The organism is Paenarthrobacter sp. AR 02 (assembly GCF_021538675.1).
GTDB lineage: Bacteria > Actinomycetota > Actinomycetes > Actinomycetales > Micrococcaceae > Arthrobacter.
On sequence record NZ_JAJUKH010000003.1, the window covers coordinates 32314 to 49979 of the forward strand.

Consider the following 17666-nt stretch of genomic DNA (forward strand, 5'->3'; position numbering starts at 1 on the left):
CCTCGGCGATCGTGTCTTCTTCAATGGAAGGGCTGCCGTGGTAGATCGGATCGACCTGTGCTTGTGTGATGGCTGTTCTCCGGAATCGTCGGGGTGGAGCTAGATGGAAAGTGCTTCGCGCCAGCTGCGGAGGAAAGCGCCGCCGGCGTCGTCGTGGATCACGTCGTCCGCCAATTCAAGGTCAGCGGCCGTCAGGATGGTGTAGGGCTTCACCGGTACGCCGTCTGCGGGGCGGACATCCACGTGTTTTACGTCGTGATCGTTGTGGTGAAGCCAGTCTGCCATGGCATAGTCCGTGCGGGAATCGCCCACGGTGCGCCATGACAGGGGAGTGATGCCTTGGGCTGCCAGAAGTTCGACGGCGCGGCTCGCTCCCAGGTCCTTGCCCAGCCGCACCGATTCAATGTCAGTGGAGATGATGGTGGGGTCCAGGCGGTAGTCCACAGCGTCGTCGGATTCCGGGGCGTGGTGGTCCAAAATCGCGGCGCTCAGGCCATGGCGTCCCATGATGTCCAGGGCATCGGCGTCGAAAAGTTTCTGTTCCGCCAGGTAGTCCTCGTTGGATACTTCCAGGTGCTGTTCAACGGAAACCATGGCCCGCTTGGTTTCGTCGAAGAACATGTGGGCGGAATAGTCCTCGGCAACGAGCCTGCGGATATCGTCACCGTAGGCTTTGGGCACGGTGAGCTCGTGGTCCACGTGGATGGTGCCGGGGCCGTCCGCCGTGTAGCTGAACCACACGGCGCCCTTCTCGCAAATGGCGTGGATCACGGTGTGTGCCGGCATCCCGGCGGCAATCATGGGTTTCATGACCTGTTCACTGATGAACGCGTCCGAGCGGCCCGTGTTGAAGATGACGGGGATTCCTGCCGAGGCAAGGGCCACCAGGTCGGCGATGATGTCAGGCTTGACGTCGCGCGTCACGGGGCTGGCAATGGGGCCGTCAACGTCCAGGAGCAGCGCCAGGCGAGGCGTGGCTTGGGCAGCGGTCCGGTCAGTCCCTTGGAGCGGTTGAGTCATGCCCCTATTCTGTCAGTCCCTGCCGGAACCCTCACAGCTGTGACGTCGCACGAAGGATAGTCACCTTTTGGCCACAACCTGCCTGTGCCGGGGGTCACAAGTTCCGTTAGCGCGGTAACTTCCATAGGCTTGCAGGGTGATCTTCAAAGCTGTGGGCGAGGGACGCCCGTACCCTGACCATGGATATTCCGCGCCGCGCGATTGGGCTGCCCTGCCTCCGCGCCCGGTGCGTCTGGATGACCTGGTGACCACCAAGCGGACCCTGGACCTGGAGGCGTTGTTGGCAGAGGATTCCACGTTCTTTGGCGATCTGTTCCCGCACGTCGTCCAATACCAGGGGGTCATGTACCTCGAGGATGGCCTGCATAGGGCAGTCCGTACCGCGCTCCACCAAAGGACGGCCATCCACGCCCGTGTATTGGTGATCGATGGCTAGGCCGGCCGCCACGGAGCAGGACACCCAGCGGCCAAAAAAACCTAAGCGTCCCAAGGATGTGACGCAACTGCACGGCCACCACGTGGTGACCGGATCGGAACTGCGGGCAACGTTCGCAGATGATCCCACGGTTCGCCGGGGCAGCTTCGGCCGCCGGCTGTTCCACGGCATTGTGTTGGTCCTGCTGGTCGGAATCATTGCGGCCGGCGCGGTGGGGGCCTGGGCGATCATGAACGGCGTCATCAAGGTACCCACGGCTGTCGCCAGCACAGCCCCCAGCAGCCTGTGCCCGACCACCACGTTCGACTACGTGCCGAACGAAACCGTGAACCTGAACGTCTTCAACGCCACCTCCCGGGGTGGACTGGCGGGCACGGTTGCCGCCGAATTCACCGCCCGCGGCTTCAAGGTGGGCTCCGTGGCCAACAGCGACACCGCGTACTCGGGTGTGGGCGTGGTTGTCTCCGGAGTCAAGGGACAAGCGGCGGCCTTCAACGTCCAGCGGAACCTGGCCGGAACGGACTACTTCCAGGACAATCGTGAAGACGGCTCCGTGGACGTGATCCTCACACCCGGCTATGAGGGACTGGTGGAACCGCAGCTGGTGGACCAGACTCCCGGCAAGCTCCTGTGCCCGCGTGAGGACCTGCGGATTGCTGACAAATCCAAGTGGCCTGTGGTGCCTACCCTGCCGGCAGGGCAGTAGCTGCCTGTCCGGCAAGGACGTTGAGGATCGGCCGGTCGAGCCGCACCGGGTTGCCGGCCTCGTCAAAGCGCGCTCCGGCTCCCAGCTGGATGAAGCGAACCGTCTGTTCGGTGTGTGCTTCCAGCGCGGCGAGCAGCTCGACGTCGGGGGCCGGGGCCGGTGCGGAAGTGTCGCCGTCGGGCGTTCGGTTGCGTCGTGCGGCGCTGGCCGAAAGCGTTCCGTGGATCAGACGCGCCAGCTGGGCGACATCAATGTCCGGGAGGTAGCCCTGTTGGACGCCGTCCCGGAGGATGTCCTGGAGAAGGACGTTGAGGTCACCCACGTGATCTGCGAGCTTGGCGAAGGAACCGGGCGAGAGGACAGCGGCCATGGCAGGACCCGGCGGCAGATGCCGGCGGCTGAGGTCCTCAACCTGCGCCCGGACGTACAGGGCGAGCCGGTCCACAGGGTTTTCCAGCGCGGCCAGCGAGTCCCGCAGGTCGACAATGAAGCGCTCGGTCTCATCCAGCGCGTAGGCGATCAGGAGCTGTTCCATGTCCGCGTAGTAGTTGTAGACGGCCGTCCGCCCCACCCCGGCGTGCCGGGCCACGTCCGTCATGGTCAGTCCAGGGAGGCCGTGGGTGAAGAGGAGTTCCCCAAAGGCGGTGAGAATCCGGCGCTGGGTCTCGGCGCGTTGGGCAGCGTTGGTGGGGGCCGTGATCCTGGGCATATAGACACTTTACCGCGATCTGTCAGCAAGTCGGCTTGAGAGGGGACATCCACATCCCTGCAGGGCTGCGTAAGGTGGGGTAAAAATTCGCGTAGCATCGTGAAAACAGGCAACAAGTAAGGGGTGGATCGTGCGCGCAACGGTCAAAGACGTGGCGCGCCGCGCCGGGGTTTCACCCAAAACTGTCTCCAACGTCATGAACGGCGTTGTACCCGTAGCTGCCCCCACGCGCCTCAGGGTGGAGCAGGCCATGGCCGAGCTGGACTATGTTCCCAATCTTTCGGCGCGGGGCCTCCGTAATGGGCGCTCCGGAGTGATCGGCTTGGCCTTGCCTGACCTTGCCACCCCGTTCTCGGCAGAGCTTACCCAAAGCATCGTGGAGGTTGCCCACGCACAAGGCTTCAGCGTGCAAATCGAAGAGACCGGTTCCGATCCCCACCGGGAACATGAATTGATGACCCGCGCCCGGGCCAACCTCATCGATGGCTTGATCCTCAACCCCGTGGTGCTCAAGGAAAGTGCCGTGCAAATGGGTGTCGCACTGCCGCCGGTTGTCCTGCTTGGTGAGGTGACGCAGCAGTTGGCGGACCGGGTGTTCGTAGACAGTTTTGCTGCTGCCCGGGACATGACATTGGCGCTGGCCAAGCCCGGACGCCGGCGGATCGCTGTCCTGGGTGTCAATCGGGGCCGGCATTCTGCGACCGCCATCCAGCGGGCCGGCGGCTACGAGGCTGCGCTGCAGATCCTGGGCATACCCAAGGATGAGTCGCTGATGATTTCCTGCGACAGTTGGACGCCCGCCTCCGCCGCTGCGTCCCTCGCGGAATACCTGGACGCCAACCCCCTGCCCGACGCCCTCTTCTGCTTCACCGACTCCATGGCACTTGGCGCTTTGAACACGCTGTGGAAGCGGGGCGTGCGGGTCCCCGATGACATTGCCGTGGCCGGCTTCGATGACGTGAATGATGGGCGTTATGCCGTGCCGTCCCTGACCACCGTGTCCTTTGACAAGCGGGCCATAGCCACGCAGGCGCTCCGCTTGCTGACGGAGCGTATGTCCGACAGGAACCACGGGCAGAAGCTGGTTGAGATCGGCTACACCATTGAGGAGCGGGACAGCAGCAAGTCCTGAAATGATAGCTCTCCCCTAAATTGTGTGCGCTAACAATTTTCTCTTGCCCGATCGATTACATCGTTGTAATGTGAGAGCTGCGTCACCCCAGGGCCACCTTTTACCCGAGTGTGGGGCGCACCGGAGCCGGAATGATGCAGCGCAGCATGTGACCTTTCAGCGGACCCATCCAAAGGAGTGACGGGTGAAGCACTTTGAATCTTTGACCGGGAAACAGTTATCCCGGAGACAGCTATTGGCAGGATCAGCCCTTGTTGGCGGCGGGCTCATGGCCGCTACGCTCACAGGCTGCGGGGGAGCGGCGCAGGCTGCTCCGGTGCAGGACATCGACTTCTGGCACCTGCTCTCAGGTGGTGATGGAATCAAGATGCAGGCCATGATCAACGCCGCCAACCAAGCCAACCCCGGTTTCACGGTGCACCCCACGGTGCTCGCCTGGGGCCCGCCGTATTACACCAAATTGGCCATGGCCTCAGCGGGTGGCAGGCCGCCGGAGGTGGCGATCATGCACGCCAGCCGGGTGCCCGGGTACGCGCCCGGTGGACTGATTGAGCCGTGGGACCTGGATCTGCTGGCGGAAAATGGAGTCACTGCCGCGGATTTTGCGCCGAGGATCTGGGAGAAGAGCCAACAAGACGGCAAGGTGTTCTCCATTGCGCTGGATTCCCACCCGTTCATCATGTTCTACAACACGGATGTTGCAGCCAAAGCCGGCGTCCTGGGAAGCAACGGACAGCTGGGGGAAGTCAGCTCCCCGCAGGAGTTCAAGGCCATGGCATTGGAAATGCAGAAGGTCACCAAGGCCCACGGCTTGTCCTTTGGCTACCTGGGCAGTGGTTCGCAGATGTGGCGCCTCTTCTACACCCTCTACAAGCAGCATGGCGCCGACATGGAACTGACTCCCGGGCAGCCGATGAAGGTTGACCGGGATGCTGCAGTCGAGTCCCTGGAGTTCATGGCCTCCCTCTTTGACGACACCATCGCGGCGCAGGCGGGCGACATCAGCACGGGCATCGCGGAATTCGCCCGCGGCAGCTCGGGGATGCTGTTCAGCGGTGTCTGGGAACTCCCCACCATGAAGAAAGCCGGCATTCCCGTGGATGCGGCCACCATTCCCACCCTCTACGGGACCCCTGCCTCCTATGCGGACTCGCACTCGTTCGTCCTCCCGCGGCAGTTGAACCACAACGAGGACAAACGGAGGGACGTCTACAAATTCGTCACCGACGTCCTCAAGGGATCTTTGTCCTGGGCGGAAGCGGGGCACATCCCCGGATACCAGCCGGTGGTCCAGTCACAGGCCTACCGCGACCTCACTCCGCAGATCCACTACGCCAACGCGGCGGACATCATTGCCTACGACCCTGAGGCCTGGTTCAGCGGCTCCGGCTCGGATTGGCAGACCTACTTCGCGGAGAACGTGCAGAACGTACTCCTGGGAAGGGACAAGGCAGCTGCAGGTTGGGATGCCTTTGAACAACGCACCAACACCCTGCTCTCCCGCCCCAACCCGGTTTAGCCCGGCCCTACGCACCGCGCGACAAAGGAGTCCTTCATGAGTACCTCTACCCTGTCCCGGCCCAGGCCGGAGAATCTGCGCACATCACTGAACCGCAGCAACAACAACCTAAGTGGTTGGGCCTTTGCTACGCCATTCCTGGTGTTCTTCCTCGTCTTCCTTGTTTGGCCCATCCTCTATGGCTTCTACATGAGCCTCACGGGCAAGTCCCTCACCGGCGCCAACGACAGCCTGATCGGATTCGCCAACTATGCAGAGGCCCTGGCCGACGCGGACATGTGGCATTCCCTGGGCAACACCCTGTACTTCACGGTGATCAGCACTGTTCCGTTGGTCCTGGTCGCCCTGGTGATGGCCGCGCTGCTCAACGTCGGACTGCCGGCCCAGTGGCTGTGGCGCCTGAGCTATTTTGCCCCGTACCTGCTGGCATCAACGGTGGTGAGCCTTTTCTTCACCTGGATGTACAACCCGCAGCTGGGCCTGATCAACGAGTTCCTCACGGGCATCGGACTGCCCAGGGTTGCCTGGCTCAATGATCCCAACGTTGCCATGTGGGCGATCGTCATCGCTACGCTGTGGTGGACGGTGGGTTTCAACTTCCTGCTCTATCTGGCCGCGATGCAGAACATTCCGGCCCAGCATTACGAGGCAGCGTCCCTGGATGGAGCCGGAGCCTGGCGCCAGTTCTTCTCCATCACGCTTCCGCAGCTCACTCCCACCACTGTGATGATCGTGCTGCTCCAGATCCTGGCATCCCTGAAAATCTTTGACCAGGTGTACCAAATGACCGCCGGCGGCCCGGCAGGATCCACCAGGCCCGTGGTGCAGTACATCTTCGAAACCGGGTTCACCGGCTACCGGCTGGGCTATTCCGCAGCCATCTCCTACATCTTCTTCGGACTGATCGTGGTTGTTTCGGTCATGCAGTTCGTCATCACCCGCCGCAGGAGTGCATAACCATGGCCACAGCTACAATCACCCGTCCCGCACCACAAACCACCCAAGCCAGGAAATCCGGGTTCCGCCAGCCCCGCAGGAAACTGACGATCGGCAGGATCGCGGCAATCGTCGTCGCCGGGTTCATCGCGGTGCTGTGGCTGATTCCCTTCGCCTGGGCCACGGTCACCGCTTTCAAGAGCGAAACGGATGCCGCGGCTCCGGACGTCACGTGGGTACCGCCGTCGGGCTTTACTCCGGACGCGTTCGTCAAGGTGTTCCAGGATGGCAACATCCCGCTCTGGACGTGGAACTCGCTGTACACCTCGGCGGCCATCACGGCCATCACCCTGGTGATCTCGGCCCTGGTTGCCTACGCCCTGTCGAGGATCGACTTCAAGGGCAAGAAAGTGCTGATGACGGTGATCATCGCCTCGATCATCATCCCGCCACCCGTGCTGATCATCCCGTTGTTCTACCAAATGCTGGCATTGAACCTGGTCGATACGTCCTGGGCCATCATCCTCCCGCAGGTCATCCACCCGGCCATGGTGTTCGTGCTGAAAAAGTTCTTCGACCAGATCCCGCGGGAACTCGAGGAAGCGGCCGTGATGGACGGCGCCAGCCGCTTGCGGATCTTCACCCAAATCATCCTGCCGCTGTCCCGGCCCATCCTGGCCGCCGTCGCAATCTTCGTGTTCATCGGTGCGTGGAACAACTTCCTGTGGCCGTTCATCGCCACCAACGACGGCGGACTGCTGACGCTTCCGGTCGGCCTGCAGACCATCAAGAGCGCCTACGGAATCCAGTACGCGCAGAACATGGCGTCCGCGTTGCTCGCCGCTCTGCCGCTGATCCTCGTCTTCCTGTTCTTCCAGCGCCAGATCATCAAAGGCGTTGCGACGACGGGACTCGCCGGAACCTGACCGGCACCTTTCAGACCCCACACCCAGACCTGAAACCAACCAAGGAGATCCATGTCCCGCGCACGCATCACCCTCGACCGCGACTTCACCATTGGCGAGGTCCCCCGACGACTCTTCGGCTCCTTCGTGGAGCACATGGGCCGCTGTGTCTACACCGGGATTTACGAACCCGGCCACCCCGAAGCCGACCAGAACGGCTTCCGCCAGGATGTCCTGAAGCTCGTCAAGGAACTCGGCGCCACCGTGATCCGCTACCCGGGCGGCAACTTCGTTTCCGGGTACAACTGGGAAGACGGCGTGGGCCCCGTCGAAAACCGGCCGCGCCGCCTGGACGGCGCCTGGCACACCGTAGAGACCAACGCCTTTGGCCTGCACGAGTTCGTGGACTGGTCAAAGCAGGCAGGCACCGAAATCATGGAAGCCATCAACCTGGGCACCAGGGGAGTGGACGCAGCCCGGGAAATCGTGGAATACGCCAACCACCCCGGCGGCACCTACCTCTCGGACCTCAGGGCCAAGAATGGACACAAGGACCCGTTCAACATCAAGCTGTGGTGCCTGGGCAACGAGCTGGACGGGCCGTGGCAGATCGGCCACAAGACCGCCGACGAATACGGCCGGCTGGCGCAGGAAGCAGCGAAGGCCATGCGGTTCGTGGACCCCTCGCTGGAGCTTGTGGCCTGCGGCAGTTCCAGCTCCTCGATGCCCACGTTCGGTGCCTGGGAGCAGACCGTCCTCACCCACACCTACGAGGAGGTGGACTACGTATCCCTCCACGCCTACTACCAGGAGCACGATGGCGACGTGGGCAGCTTCCTGGCATCCGCCGTCGATACCGACTACTTCATTGAGTCGGTGATCGCCACCGCGGATGCGGTGCGGGCCAAGGGCAAGCACAAGAAGCACATCAACCTGTCCTTCGATGAGTGGAACGTCTGGTACCAGCGCGGCCTGGATACCGAGGACCAGCCCCACAATGTCATCAAGGCCGGTTGGCGTGAGCACCCCCGCGTGATCGAAGACAAGTACAACGTGACCGACGCCGTGGTGGTTGGGACCCTGCTGAACTCGCTGCTGCGGCACGGCGATCGCGTCAAGATCGCCAACCAGGCGCAGCTGGTCAACGTGATTGCGCCGATCCTGTCGGAGGAGAACGGCCCGGCCTGGAAACAGACCATCTTCCACCCGTTCTCGCGCATGGCTGAGCTTGCCAAGGGCCAGATCCTTCGGCTCTCCGTGAACTCGGACAAGTACTCGAATGATCGATTCGGTGACACGGACCTGGTGGACGTCAGCGCCACCTGGGACGAGGAAACAGGGCGAGTGGCACTGTTCTTCGCGAACCGCGGCTTGGAAGAAGCGGCCGACGTCGAGGTATCGCTTCGCGGTTTCGACGCCCGCCAGGTACTCCGCGCCGAGGTCCTGGAAATCCCTGAGGGCGGCGATCGTTTCACCATCAACAGCCAGGAACAGCCGGGCCGGGTGGGCCTCACGGCACTCGATGGGGTGAAGGCAAGCGGCTCGGAGCTGCGCCTGGCGCTGCCCGCATTGTCCTGGGCCGTCGTCGAGCTTGAGGTTGTGAAAGCCTAGAGCTCGCCGTAAAAGAAGCAACGCGGGGTTACTTACGGCCCATCCGGAAGGGATTTGTGGGCCGTAAGTGACCCCGCGTTTGGCCTAGACGGCGCAGCCGTCAGGGCCGCAGGCCTCGGCGTCCGAAGCGCCCACCGGGATAAGGGGGTTGGCTTCCTGCCACGCCTGGTTCAGTGCCTGGCTGAAAAGTTCGGCGGGCTGGGCGCCCGAGATGCCGTACTTGCGGTCGATGACGAAGAACGGGACGCCGGTGACTCCGATGGCGCGGGCTTCGTTGATGTCCTGGTTGACCTCGTCCGTGTACTTGTCGGACGTGAACAGTTCGGCCACCTCTTCGGCCGGCAGTTCAAGTGCGGCGCCAAGCCCGGTGAGGTATTCCTTGTTGCCGATGTCCTTGCCGTGCTCGAAGTGGGCGCTCAGCAGTTGCTCCTTGGCGGCGTCCTGCTTGCCATGCCGGGAAGCGAGGTGGATCAGCCGGTGCGCCGTGAAACTGTTGGCCACCACAACTTTGTCGAACTGGTAATCCAGGCCTTCGCCCTTGGCAGTCTCCGTGACGTGGCCGAACATCTGCTTGACCTGCTCCGGTGCCATTCCCTTGCGCTTGCTCAGGTAGTCCAGTTCGGTGCCGTCGTAGTGCTCGGGAACGGACGGATCCAGCTGGTAGCTCTTCCACTCAACATCCACCGAATCACGGTGCGGGAACTGCGCCAGCGCCGTCTCGAAACGGCGCTTGCCGATGTAGCACCAAGGACACGCGACGTCTGACCAGATCTCAATCTTCATGATGGCTGAAACGCCCTAGCGGGAGACGGCATTCCGGGAGCGTGCTGTTAGTTTCCTCACTCAGGCCCAGAGTGTTGCCGGAGGTCCCGCCCAGGAATATGTTTAGAGGAGGTTGAGCAGCCAGCCTTTTCACCGGGGGCATACGCGGAGAAGACCTCGTGCGAATCGGACTCATTGTTGGACCCTGGTTTACCGTCCCGCCCGAGAAGTATGGCGGAACTGAACGCGTCGTTGACGCCTTGGCCTGTGCACTCTCGGATGCCGGCCATGACGTCCTCCTGGCAACATCATCGGACAGCACCTGCCCTGTGCCCCAGCTTCCGGGATTCGGCCCCAGCGAGCCCGAGGATGTTGGCCTCAGCTTGAGCGAACTGGCCCATGTCATCAAGGCTTACAAGGGGCTTCGGGGCGTGGATATCATCCATGACCACACCCTTGCCGGCCCGCTCTACGCGCATCGGCCCCCGAACATCCCCGTGGTGACCACCATCCATGGCCAACTGACCCCACGATCCGAGGGCCTCTACCGGGATATGGCCCACGACACCGGCATCATCGCGATTTCCCGCGACCAATGCAGCCGCGTCCAGGACCTCCCGGTATCCGCCGTAATCCACCACGGCATCGACCTCTCCGCAGTGGCTGTTGGTAAGGGAACCGGCGGTTATGCCTGCTTTGTTGGACGGATGTGCCCGGACAAAGGACTCATGGAAGCGGTGGGGATCGCCCGGGAAGTCGGCGTGCCGCTCCGCATAGCGGCGAAGATGCAGGCTCCCGACGAGCAGGAATACTTCCGTGACGTGGTGCAGCCCGCACTGGGCACTGACGAAGAATTCCTTGGCGAATTGTCCGACCCGGAAAAATACCAACTCATGGGCGATGCGACTGTCCTCCTGAACCCCATCCAATGGGCAGAACCCTTCGGCCTGGTCATGATTGAATCGTTGGCCACCGGCACTCCCGTACTGACCACGCCCATGGGTGCCGCGCCGGAAATCGTGAGCCACGGTGTCACCGGCTACGTGGCGCCGGCAAATGAGCTGGCGGGCTTCATGGGGTCGATTGGATCCTTGAGCCGCGCAGCCTGCCGCCACGAAGTCGAGGAATCCTTCAGCGCCGCAAGAATGGCGGCGGACCATCTGGAGCTCTACGCCAAGGTGATCGAACAATTCGGGGGTACAGGGCTTCCCGTCGGCCGGAACTTGCAAGAGAATCAGAGGCAAGCTCCCATCAACCTGTGATCGACACCCAGGAAGAAGGACGTGTGACCGCTTGGAACGAAGACACCGAGGCCGGAGCGTCCGAGCTCGGAGCCGTGACCGTCGTCGAAGGTTCATCCTTCTGTATCTCCTCGCACTCAGGTGATGTTCACGGAGGCGGCTCCCAAGGCGCGTACTACCAGGACACCCGCGTGGTTTCGCGGTGGGTGCTGCGCATCAACGGCGAGCCCCGCGAACCCCTGGTGGCCCGCAATCCCACGGCCTTCCAAGCTGAATACGTGGGACGCGCGTGCACGGAAGACGGCCGGTTCGAGAGCCCGCTGCTGGTGCAACACCAGCGCACCGTCGGCTCTGGCCTCCGGGACGACCTCACCATCCGGAACTACTCCGCGCAGCCCACCACGTGCGCCATGGAACTGCTGATCGACGCGGACCTGGCCGACCTTTTCGACGTGAAAGGCGGCCGGGCAAGTACAACCGGGGAGACCGTCAGGTCTGTCCGCGGGAACGATCTGCATATCGAGTCACTGCACGCCGACGGGCAGCGCCGCGGCGTATCCTTCCAAGCCCAGGAAGCTACTGCTACCGAGGACGGGCTCACCTTCCAGGTCACCATCCCGCCCCGCAGCCACTGGTCCACCACCGTGATCGCCCTGCCACTGATCAACGGCAAAGCACCCGACAACCCGTTCATCGCCGGGACGCCCCTAAGCCACAGCGTGGCCGCCCAACGCTACGTCCAATGGGAAGAGCACGTACCGCGTATCCGGCTGACGGACCAGAACGTGACGGACGTGCTGGACCAGAGCCAACGCGACCTCGGCTCCCTCCGCATTTTCGACGACAACCACCCCGGGCGTGCCGCAATCGCCGCCGGGGCACCCTGGTTCATGGCGTTGTTCGGACGCGACTCCCTCCTGGCCTCGTACATGTCCCTCATGATCGACCCCAGCCTGGCCGCGGGAACCCTCCAAACCCTGGCCGGCCTGCAGGGCAGCAAAGTGGACAACGATTCAGAGGAAGAACCGGGGCGGATGCCCCACGAAGTCCGTTTGGGAGCCAGCGCCGGCTTGTCCTTGGGCGGCACGGCGTACTACGGGACGGCGGACGCCACACCCCTTTTCGTATCCACGCTTGGCGAACTCAGCCGCTGGGGCCTGGGCGAGGACATCATCGAATCCCTCCTTCCCCATGCCGACCGGGCCATCGACTGGATGGAACAGTACGGGGACAAAGACGGGGACGGGTTCATCGAGTACCAGCGGCCCAACAAGCATGGGCTGGTGAACCAAGGGTGGAAGGACTCCTGGGACGGCATCAACTTCGCCGACGGCACGTTGGCTGAGACCCCGATCGCGCTCTGCGAGGTGCAGGCTTACGCCTACGCGGCCTACGTGGGCCGGTCCCTGTTGGCGCGCGCGGCGGGCGACACCGCCGTCGAGCGTCGTTGCGCCGACCGGGCCGAAGCCTTGAAAGCCGCCTTCAACGAACGGTTCTGGCTCCCGGACCGCGGGTATTTTGCGCTCGCCCTGGACAAGGACAAAAAGCCCGTGGACTCCTGCACCTCCAACATGGGCCACTGCCTGTGGGTGGGCATCGTGGATGAAGACAAAGCGCCGCAGGTTGCCGAACGGCTCATGTCACCGGAGATGTTCACCGGCTGGGGCATCCGCACCCTGGGCTCCGACATGGGTGCCTACAACCCGGTCAGCTACCACAACGGCTCCGTCTGGCCGCACGATACAGCGCTCGCCGCCACCGGGCTCATGCGGTACGGCTTCGTGGAGGAGGCCAGCAAGGTGGCGGGTGGATTGTTCGACGCCGCCGAACACTTCGGCGGCCAGCTCCCCGAACTTTTTTGTGGCTTTGACCGCGGCGACTTCACCAACCCGGTTCCCTATCCGACGGCGTGTTCCCCCCAAGCATGGGCGGCTGCGGCACCGGTCCAACTCGCCCGGATCCTGCTGCGGTTCGATCCCGACTTCACCCGCAGTGTGCTCCACCTGGCGCCGATCTTGCCTGCTTCCCTGGGCACCTTTGAGGCCGACAACGTGCTGCTGGGGCGATCACGGATCAGGGTGGAAGCGAACGGTTCTTCCGGCAGAGTTGCCGGTCTCCCCGCGGGACTGGAACTGCGGTCCGATCCGCGGCCGCCCCTTACCGGAGAGCTGTTCGGCTAGAGTTCGTGCTCCATGACGAAGTCGTGCTCTACGGTGTTACCCAGTTTGAAGGACTTGGTGCCCACTTTCTGGAAACCGCTCTTTTCGTAGAAGCGGATGGCTTTGGCGTTCTCGCTGTTCACGCCGAGCCAGACACCCGCCGCGCCCTTGTCCGCGGCGTGGGCCATGGAAGCCTGCATCAGCCTTGATGCCGCTCCGTGGCCGTGGTGGTCCGGGTGGACGTAGCACTTGCTCAGCTCCGTGGACGGCAGGAACGAGAGCACGGAGGCGACGTCGGGATCGCTGGCCGGCTTGGCAACCAGGAGGGTGTAACCGTTGAGCAGGCCGTCGTCGTCGAGCACCAGGATGGTGATCTTCGGATCGGCCAAGTAGTCCTGGAAGTTGGACTCGCTCAGCGTCTTCTCAAGGTGGGCCTGAATGTCCGCCGGTGAAGCGCCGGGCGGGCAGGCCAGCGGAAAGGTGACGGCTGCCAGCTCAGCCAGTTTCCCGGCGTCGTGTGCGGTTGCCGTGCGGATGGTCTCGGTCATGTGTTTCCCCCTCGGAGTTCCTTGGGCAGCTGATGCCCCTAAGAACGAATCTTAAGGGCATCAGCTGGGCGAAAACTCCGGATCACAAAGTAGGGGTGGCCCTGACGGCGTTGGTGCCCCTGTCCGCGACTACCTGCGCATCACTGCCGGAATCGAGGATGGTGTTGCGCGCCGAGCCGGGATCCACCAAGACGGCGGTCACGGCCAGGTCCTCCACATCATCTGTGGCAAGCAGGGCATCCACTTGGGCTTCGAAGCAATCATCGCTTGTTGAGGAGTGGACGTTCATGGCCACGACGTGGTTGTTGGACACGAAGTTTCCGGCGCCCTCACGCAGCCGCACGATGACCGGCGTCGCGCCTTCCGGACGGATGCTCGCCGAGTCGATGATCTGCGAGAAATGGTTCCCGATCACGGAGTTGTTGCTGCCGCTGACGGTGAGGATCCCGTGCAGGTCGTCCAGCCCGTTGCCGATTCCCAGGAACGGTGTCCACGGCTCATGGTCGCGCAGGAAGTGGTTGGTGGCGACGAGGTTCTCCGAGCTGTTGCCTTCAAGGACCACCATGCCCGGGTAGAAGGAGTGCAGGCGGTTATTGGTGACGCTCGAGCGGGTGACGCCGCTGAACCGGACGCTGCTCGCCCCGCGGGGGAAGACGTTATTGGCAGTGACCAGCAGGCCACCATGGTTCTCGGCGTAGATCGAGTGGCCTTTGAAGCCGGCCCCGATCAGGTTATCCGTGATCTTGGAGGCCTGACCCCAGCCGCGGAGTTCGATGCAGCTTCCACACTCGGCAATGAAGTTGTTGTGGATAGAGAGGGCGTCCGCGTTGTGGATGGTCAGCGCGTGTTCAAGGTAGATGAAGCCCATTTCGTTGACCCGGAAGGAATCGTTGGCGCTGGCCACATGGATGCCGGTCTTGCCGTTCACGTAGGTGTTTTCCGCGGGCAGGTCCGAGCCGTCCGGAGTGAAGTGCAGTCCGTCGATGCAGAAGTTGGCGAACTCCACTGAGCTGATCCGGGGGCTGCCCGCCCGCTCGACAAGGAACGCGGCTCCACCCGCCGGGTCGGCGCTGTCACCGACGGGGAGGTCAACCAGGACGCGGCTTCCCCCGGGCCACAGCTCGTGGAGATCCGGCCATTCGTCTTCGGGAACGTTGAACCGGATGCTTGAGGACGTAAAACCGTGTCCCGAGCCCTGGATCCTGAGGAAGCTGATGTCAATCAAAACCTGTGTCCGCAGGCGATAGTCGCCGGGCGGGAGGTAAATCACGGCTCCCGGCTTGCCGCCGTCGTTCACGTTTGAGGCGTTCTGGCGGTCCTTGATGTCGGCGATGATGCTGTTGATGACCTCGCCGACATCTTCGGAGGGATTACCGACGTGCCAGCTGGTCACGTCGTAGTAGTTGCTGCTGGACATGGTGTGGATCCTCATGAAGTGGTGGGGGTGGTCAGATGGCGGGTTGGTGTGCGGGCAGGTCGGCCAACAGCTCGTCCGACGTCGGCGGGTTGGCGCCCGCGCGCCGCACCGTGATGGCTGCGGCCTTGGTGGCCAAACGCCCCAACGAGTCCAGGGCTTCGGGCCCCAGCCCTTCGGCTTTCCTAGCCAGGAGCCCGTAGATCAGGGCGGCCATGTAGGAGTCGCCGGCGCCAATGGTGTCCACCACTACAGACTTCACGGACGGAACCAGAACCTGCCCTCCCGGGGTTGAGAGCAGCGACCCATCTGAACCCTTGGTGACAACGGCCAGGCCGGCCCCCAGGTGCAGGATGCGTTGCGCAATGTCTTCCAGCGCCAACCCCGGATAGAGCCACCGGGCGTCCTCGTCGCTGAGTTTGACCACCTCGGTGAAGGGGATGAGGTCCTCAAAGATTCCCTTCGCTTCGGCCTGGCTACCCAGCAGCGCGGGCCGGATGTTGGGGTCATAGGTCACCACGCAGCGCTGGTGCGACTGCTCCAGGAGTGTCCGGACTGCCGCCGCTCCGGGTGCAAGGAAGGTGGCGATCGATCCGGTGTGCAGAACCTTGGGAAGGGTCATCGGTGCGGTGGCGGGCAGGTCCCAGGTGATATCGAAGTCGTAATGGGCTGAACCGTCGGATGCCAGGGTGGCGGTTGCAGTGGCGGTTCGGTCCCGTTTTCCGGGACCAACCAGGAGTTCGACGCCGGCACTGGCCAGGTGCCGCTGGATGGCGGCACCGTGGTGGTCGTCTCCGATCGACGTCATCAAGGCGGTGCGGACGCCCAGCCGGCCAAGTCCGTAGGCGACGTTTGCCGGGGATCCTCCGGGGTGCTCCTCAGTACCGCCGGGGGCGACGACAATATCCACCAGGGCTTCGCCAACAACTACAACGTCGGGGTCTGTTCCAGGGAGGGCAGGTTTTGCTTCGTGCATTCCGGGCTTTTCCTTAGGCGATTGATGAGACTGCGAGCTTGCGGACGGTTGCAATGCCACCCTCGGCTGACAACCAGTTTTGGAGGCTGTTGGCTTCGGGAAAAACGAGATCTGTCAGGACCACTTTGCCGTCCTGCGCGAAGACTTCCACGGAGCATTGGTCCAGGACGATCAGCAGTTTAAGGATGCCGTCCTCCAAAGCGGTCGGGGCCGATTCCACTGATGCGAACTTCCCGTGGAACTGGGTATCTCCCGACTGCCTGCGGTCCAGGGTGAGCCGCCCGCTGCCCGTGTTGTAGCCCAGCACCGTGCGCTGGCTCCCGTCGGTGCTGCCAAGCAGGCTGAACTCAACGCGTTCGGCGCTTCCCGGAACAATCTCGGCTTCGATGACCTGCGCGGTGCCGGGAACGGCGTCGGCCAGCCTAAGGGCAGTTCCGCCTACATTGAACGGCGCCGGACTTACCGCTGGGCTTACCTCCACCCGCTGGTCGGGAAGGACCGGGTGCTGGATCAGTTGGAGGGAGCCGTTTACTGAGCTGAGCCGCAGTTCCCGTGCCAGGGTCATCGAGGACCGCCAGGGCGCCGTGGGCAATTGGTTGGCGTAGTCCCAGTTGTTCATCCAGCCGATGGTGATGCGCCGGTTGGCAGGGACGTTGCTGAAGGACACGGAGGCGTAGCAGTCGCGGCCCCAGTCCAGCCAGAGGCATTGCTGCAACGCCGCCTGAGCCGCATCCTTGTCGGGGAAGGACGACAACCCGGCGGGAGCGGCGAGCGAGCCCGCGTCCGGGACGAAACGGACGCCGTCGAAGTCCCCCACGAAGTACTGGCCGCCCGAACCGCCAGCCACAGCACCCGGGTTGACGTTGACGATCAGCACCCATTTGGTGTTGTCCGGATCGCCGTCCACCTCCAACGGGAACAGATCGGGGCATTCCCATTCACCGGCGTCGGCGTTGGCCGGCCCAAAGTCGCTGAGGAAATCCCACGATTTGAGGTCCTGGGAACGGTACAGGACCACTTTCTGGTGCTGCGCTTCAACTGCGACCATCACCCAGAAGGACCCTCCTGCGCCCTCGTAGCGGAACACTTTGGGATCCCGGAAGTGCGCTGAGTTTCTGGTGAGGACAGGGTTTTCATCGTATTTGAGCCACGTCATTCCGCCATCGGTGCTGTAGGCGAGGGACTGGGCCTGCGTGCCGCCGTAAGGGGAGCCGGCCTTGAAGGCGCTGGTGTAGACAGCCACCAAGGCCGGGGAGTCGACCGTTCCAAACCCGGACGTGTTGCCGTGGTCCACAACGACACTTCCGGAGAAAATGTCCTCAACCTCGTCGCCGGCAATGGCGACCGGGTGCTCAGTCCAGTGGATGAGGTCGGGGGACGTGGCATGGCCCCAGGACATGTTGCCCCAGACGTTTCCGTAAGGGTTGTTCTGGAAGAAGAGGTGGTAGAAACCGTCGTGGAACACCAGGCCGTTGGGGTCATTCAGCCACGTGTCGCTTGCCGTGAAATGGATGGCAGGGCGGAACCGGGGGGTTACGTCCGGGGCTGTTTCCGGGCGTGCGGCATCAAGGCTACTGGACATGTGGTGCGTT

Annotated in this window: 16 protein-coding genes; 9 read left to right on the forward strand and 7 right to left on the reverse strand. The window is 63.2% G+C overall.

Going from position 1 to position 17666, the window contains the following annotated elements; translation table 11 throughout:
* Positions 1-99: 99 nt before the first annotated feature.
* A complete protein-coding gene (locus tag LRQ04_RS09435; RefSeq protein WP_235519785.1) occupies positions 100-1020 on the reverse strand; it encodes a hypothetical protein in 921 nt (306 codons plus the stop codon).
* A 136-nt stretch (positions 1021-1156) separates the two neighbouring features.
* Between LRQ04_RS09435 and LRQ04_RS09440 the strand changes: the two genes are divergently transcribed.
* Together LRQ04_RS09440 and LRQ04_RS09445 are read left to right on the forward strand one after the other, a co-directional pair.
* Positions 1157-1456: a type II toxin-antitoxin system VapB family antitoxin gene (locus LRQ04_RS09440; protein WP_018778077.1), complete on the forward strand. Its 300-nt coding sequence runs from the start codon at positions 1157-1159 to the stop codon at positions 1454-1456.
* Positions 1457-1514: 58 nt separating this feature from the next.
* Positions 1515-2162 (forward strand): LytR C-terminal domain-containing protein, encoded by a 648-nt coding sequence (locus tag LRQ04_RS09445; RefSeq protein WP_235519786.1) that lies wholly within the window; start codon positions 1515-1517, stop codon positions 2160-2162.
* Here the strand turns inward: LRQ04_RS09445 and LRQ04_RS09450 are convergent.
* Positions 2140-2871 carry a TetR/AcrR family transcriptional regulator gene (locus LRQ04_RS09450; protein WP_235519788.1) on the reverse strand — a complete coding sequence of 244 codons (732 nt, stop codon included), beginning with the start codon at positions 2869-2871 and terminating at the stop codon, positions 2140-2142. The genes LRQ04_RS09445 and LRQ04_RS09450 overlap by 23 nt on opposite strands.
* 130 nt (positions 2872-3001) lie before the next feature.
* On the opposite strand from LRQ04_RS09450, the gene LRQ04_RS09455 reads away from it, so the two are divergent.
* The 5 genes from LRQ04_RS09455 to LRQ04_RS09475 all read left to right on the forward strand — a co-directional run bounded on the left by LRQ04_RS09455 (position 3002) and on the right by LRQ04_RS09475 (position 8974).
* Positions 3002-4003, forward strand: a complete 1002-nt coding sequence (locus LRQ04_RS09455) for a LacI family DNA-binding transcriptional regulator (RefSeq protein ID WP_235519792.1) — start codon at positions 3002-3004, stop codon at positions 4001-4003.
* A gap of 184 nt (positions 4004-4187) precedes the next feature.
* Positions 4188-5522 (forward strand): extracellular solute-binding protein, encoded by a 1335-nt coding sequence (locus LRQ04_RS09460; protein ID WP_235519793.1) that lies wholly within the window; start codon positions 4188-4190, stop codon positions 5520-5522.
* A gap of 36 nt (positions 5523-5558) precedes the next feature.
* Positions 5559-6479, forward strand: coding sequence for a carbohydrate ABC transporter permease (locus tag LRQ04_RS09465; protein WP_235519794.1), 921 nt, complete (start codon positions 5559-5561; stop codon positions 6477-6479).
* Between the two features lie 2 nt (positions 6480-6481).
* Positions 6482-7384 carry a carbohydrate ABC transporter permease gene (locus LRQ04_RS09470; protein ID WP_235519795.1) on the forward strand — a complete coding sequence of 301 codons (903 nt, stop codon included), beginning with the start codon at positions 6482-6484 and terminating at the stop codon, positions 7382-7384.
* A gap of 51 nt (positions 7385-7435) precedes the next feature.
* Entirely contained in the window at positions 7436-8974 is a 1539-nt protein-coding gene (locus tag LRQ04_RS09475; protein ID WP_235519796.1) for an alpha-N-arabinofuranosidase, read from the forward strand.
* A gap of 84 nt (positions 8975-9058) precedes the next feature.
* Here the strand turns inward: LRQ04_RS09475 and LRQ04_RS09480 are convergent, their stop codons facing one another.
* A complete protein-coding gene (locus tag LRQ04_RS09480; protein WP_235519797.1) occupies positions 9059-9757 on the reverse strand; it encodes a DsbA family protein in 699 nt (232 codons plus the stop codon).
* Between the two features lie 158 nt (positions 9758-9915).
* Between LRQ04_RS09480 and LRQ04_RS09485 the strand changes: the two genes are divergently transcribed.
* Both LRQ04_RS09485 and LRQ04_RS09490 read left to right on the forward strand, forming a co-directional pair.
* Positions 9916-10998, forward strand: a complete 1083-nt coding sequence (locus LRQ04_RS09485) for a glycosyltransferase family 4 protein (RefSeq protein WP_235519802.1) — start codon at positions 9916-9918, stop codon at positions 10996-10998.
* Between the two features lie 23 nt (positions 10999-11021).
* Complete coding sequence (locus tag LRQ04_RS09490) at positions 11022-13157, forward strand: glycogen debranching N-terminal domain-containing protein (protein ID WP_235519803.1); 2136 nt, start codon at positions 11022-11024, stop codon at positions 13155-13157.
* Here the strand turns inward: LRQ04_RS09490 and LRQ04_RS09495 are convergent.
* The 4 genes from LRQ04_RS09495 to LRQ04_RS09510 form a co-directional block, all read right to left on the reverse strand.
* Positions 13154-13684 carry a GNAT family N-acetyltransferase gene (locus tag LRQ04_RS09495; protein ID WP_235519805.1) on the reverse strand — a complete coding sequence of 177 codons (531 nt, stop codon included), beginning with the start codon at positions 13682-13684 and terminating at the stop codon, positions 13154-13156. The two genes, LRQ04_RS09490 and LRQ04_RS09495, sit on opposite strands and share 4 nt — an antisense overlap.
* An 82-nt stretch (positions 13685-13766) precedes the next feature.
* Complete coding sequence (locus LRQ04_RS09500; RefSeq protein WP_235519806.1) at positions 13767-15101, reverse strand: right-handed parallel beta-helix repeat-containing protein; 1335 nt, start codon at positions 15099-15101, stop codon at positions 13767-13769.
* 31 nt (positions 15102-15132) lie between these two features.
* A complete protein-coding gene (locus tag LRQ04_RS09505) occupies positions 15133-16074 on the reverse strand; it encodes a carbohydrate kinase (RefSeq protein ID WP_235519808.1) in 942 nt (313 codons plus the stop codon).
* 13 nt (positions 16075-16087) lie between these two features.
* On the reverse strand, positions 16088-17656 hold the full coding sequence (locus LRQ04_RS09510) for a glycoside hydrolase family 32 protein (protein WP_235519809.1): 1569 nt from the start codon (positions 17654-17656) through the stop codon (positions 16088-16090).
* Positions 17657-17666 lie beyond the last annotated feature (10 nt).

Coding starts and splice junctions, on each gene's coding strand:
- LRQ04_RS09435 (WP_235519785.1), bottom strand. CDS start 1,020: ATGACTCAACCGCTCCAAGGGACTGACCGGACCGCTGCCCAAGCCACG.
- LRQ04_RS09500 (WP_235519806.1), bottom strand. CDS start 15,101: ATGTCCAGCAGCAACTACTACGACGTGACCAGCTGGCACGTCGGTAAT.
- LRQ04_RS09465 (WP_235519794.1), top strand. CDS start 5,559: ATGAGTACCTCTACCCTGTCCCGGCCCAGGCCGGAGAATCTGCGCACA.
- LRQ04_RS09480 (WP_235519797.1), bottom strand. CDS start 9,757: ATGAAGATTGAGATCTGGTCAGACGTCGCGTGTCCTTGGTGCTACATC.
- LRQ04_RS09495 (WP_235519805.1), bottom strand. CDS start 13,684: ATGACCGAGACCATCCGCACGGCAACCGCACACGACGCCGGGAAACTG.
- LRQ04_RS09470 (WP_235519795.1), top strand. CDS start 6,482: ATGGCCACAGCTACAATCACCCGTCCCGCACCACAAACCACCCAAGCC.
- LRQ04_RS09475 (WP_235519796.1), top strand. CDS start 7,436: ATGTCCCGCGCACGCATCACCCTCGACCGCGACTTCACCATTGGCGAG.
- LRQ04_RS09510 (WP_235519809.1), bottom strand. CDS start 17,656: ATGTCCAGTAGCCTTGATGCCGCACGCCCGGAAACAGCCCCGGACGTA.
- LRQ04_RS09450 (WP_235519788.1), bottom strand. CDS start 2,871: ATGCCCAGGATCACGGCCCCCACCAACGCTGCCCAACGCGCCGAGACC.
- LRQ04_RS09505 (WP_235519808.1), bottom strand. CDS start 16,074: ATGCACGAAGCAAAACCTGCCCTCCCTGGAACAGACCCCGACGTTGTA.